Annotated in this window: 2 protein-coding genes; both read left to right on the plus strand. The window is 70.2% G+C overall.

Features of this window, described 5'->3' with window-relative positions:
- Positions 1-674: YgfZ/GcvT domain-containing protein (locus ACIBQZ_RS43340; RefSeq protein ID WP_396094797.1), on the plus strand; the 674-nt coding region annotated here is incomplete at its 5' end.
- Between the two features lie 66 nt (positions 675-740).
- Positions 741-1,247 (plus strand): 3-keto-5-aminohexanoate cleavage protein (locus tag ACIBQZ_RS43345; protein ID WP_396094799.1); only part of this gene is annotated, 507 nt, incomplete at its 3' end.

The raw sequence follows: 1,247 nt of genomic DNA on the forward strand, positions 1-1,247 counted from the left end.
TGATCGGTGAGCCGGTCGATCGGGAGACCGACCCGAACGTTCCCGGAGACCCGCTGGCCTGGCGCGACCCGTGGCCCGAGCCGGCCACCGGCGGCGCGCTCTATACCGCCGCCGAGGTCGAGGTGGCCGGGCACCCGGAGTGGTCCTGGCGCGAGGTGCTGGTCCCGCGGTCCGAGTTCGGGAGCCGGGTCGCGGCGGGAGAGTTCGACGACGCGGCCGGGACGTGGGCGGTGGACGCGCTGCGGGTGGCCGCCTGGCGTCCCCGGCAGGGATTCGAGACCGATCACCGCACCATCCCGCACGAGCTGGACTGGCTGCGGACCGCGGTGCACCTGGAAAAGGGCTGCTACCGGGGGCAGGAGACGATCGCCCGGGTGCACAACCTCGGCCGCCCGCCCCGCCGCCTGGTCATGCTGCATCTGGACGGCTCGATGAACGAGCTGCCGGCCAACGGCGCCCCGGTGCTGAACGGGGAACGCGAGGTCGGCCGGGTGACCACTGCGGCCCGGCACCACGAGCTCGGCCCGATCGCCCTGGCCGTGCTCAAGCGGTCCACTCCGGCCGACGCCCAGCTGGTTGCCGGTGGGGTAGAAGCCGCGCAGGAGATCGTGGTGGACGCAGCCGCCGCCCCGGCCACCAGCGTCCCCAAGATCCGCCGTCTTCCGCAGGCCTGACCGCAAAACGTCCGGTAATCGTTCTCAAGTCTGGTCAATTCTCCGGCCTGGGGTCACGATGGCCGGATGAACCGGACGCTGATCACCGTGGCTCCGACCGGGGCCGAGGTCGCCAAGGCGGACTGCCCGCAGTTGCCGACCACGCTGGAGGAGCTGGTCGCCGAGGCCAAGGCCTGCGAGGCGGCCGGAGCGGCGATGATCCACGTCCACATCCGGGATGCCGAGCATCGGCCTACCTTGGATTTAGGACGCTTGCGGGCGACGGTTTCGGCGCTCCGTGAGAACACCGGGCTGATCGTCCAGTTGTCCACCGGCGGCAGCGTGCACGATTTGCTGGAGGCCCGGCTGGACGTGCTCGCCGCAGCTCCGGACTCCTGCTCGCTGACCTGCGGCACGGTGAACTTCGGCAACGACGTGTTCAGCAACCCCTGGCCGTTCATGGTCGAGCTGTACCGCCGCACCCAGCACTTGGGGGTCGTGCCGGAGTTCGAGCTGTTCGATCTCGGACACGTCGCCGCACTGGGCCGCCTGCTGGATGAGTTCGGCCTTCCGTATGGCGGAAAAGTTCATGTG

The organism is Actinoplanes sp. NPDC049599, assembly GCF_044465625.1.
Lineage (GTDB): Bacteria > Actinomycetota > Actinomycetes > Mycobacteriales > Micromonosporaceae > Actinoplanes.